Annotated in this window: 1 pseudogene; it reads left to right on the top strand. The window is 66.5% G+C overall.

The features are described 5' to 3' along the window. Positions 1–153: 153 nt before the first annotated feature. Positions 154–415: pseudogene (locus ELR45_RS15550) on the top strand (hypothetical protein); the annotation flags it as partial.

A 415-nucleotide genomic window follows, 5' to 3' on the forward strand; every position in this document is an offset into this window, starting at 1 on the left:
TTCAGACCGGGGGCAAGCGCTTACCGACTCTGTATACGGCCCAGCGCCCTCGCCTTCCTCCCGGTATGCCCGATCGTTCACCCGGCACATCGTCGTCACCGAGGGCGGCGTGGACTGCGATGCGCCAGACGCAACATACAGGAGACATACCTGATGCCCAGCACGGACCGTGAGCCGGCGTTCGGCGAGGACACGAGCCAGACCGAGAGGACCAACGCGGATACGGTCGCCGTTGGCGCCGACATCGGCGGGACCAAGACGCACCTGATGGCGGTCGACTCGGTGGGTGGCCGGACGGAACGTGTGCTGCCGTCGAAGCGGTGGCGCGCCGGCTCGCTCTTCTCCGATCCGGAGAACGTCACGCGGTTGGCGCACATGATCGCCGGATTCGCTGACATTTCGGCGAGGACCGTCA

This window comes from Phytoactinopolyspora endophytica (genome assembly GCF_004138495.1).
GTDB classification, from domain to species: domain Bacteria; phylum Actinomycetota; class Actinomycetes; order Jiangellales; family Jiangellaceae; genus Phytoactinopolyspora; species Phytoactinopolyspora endophytica.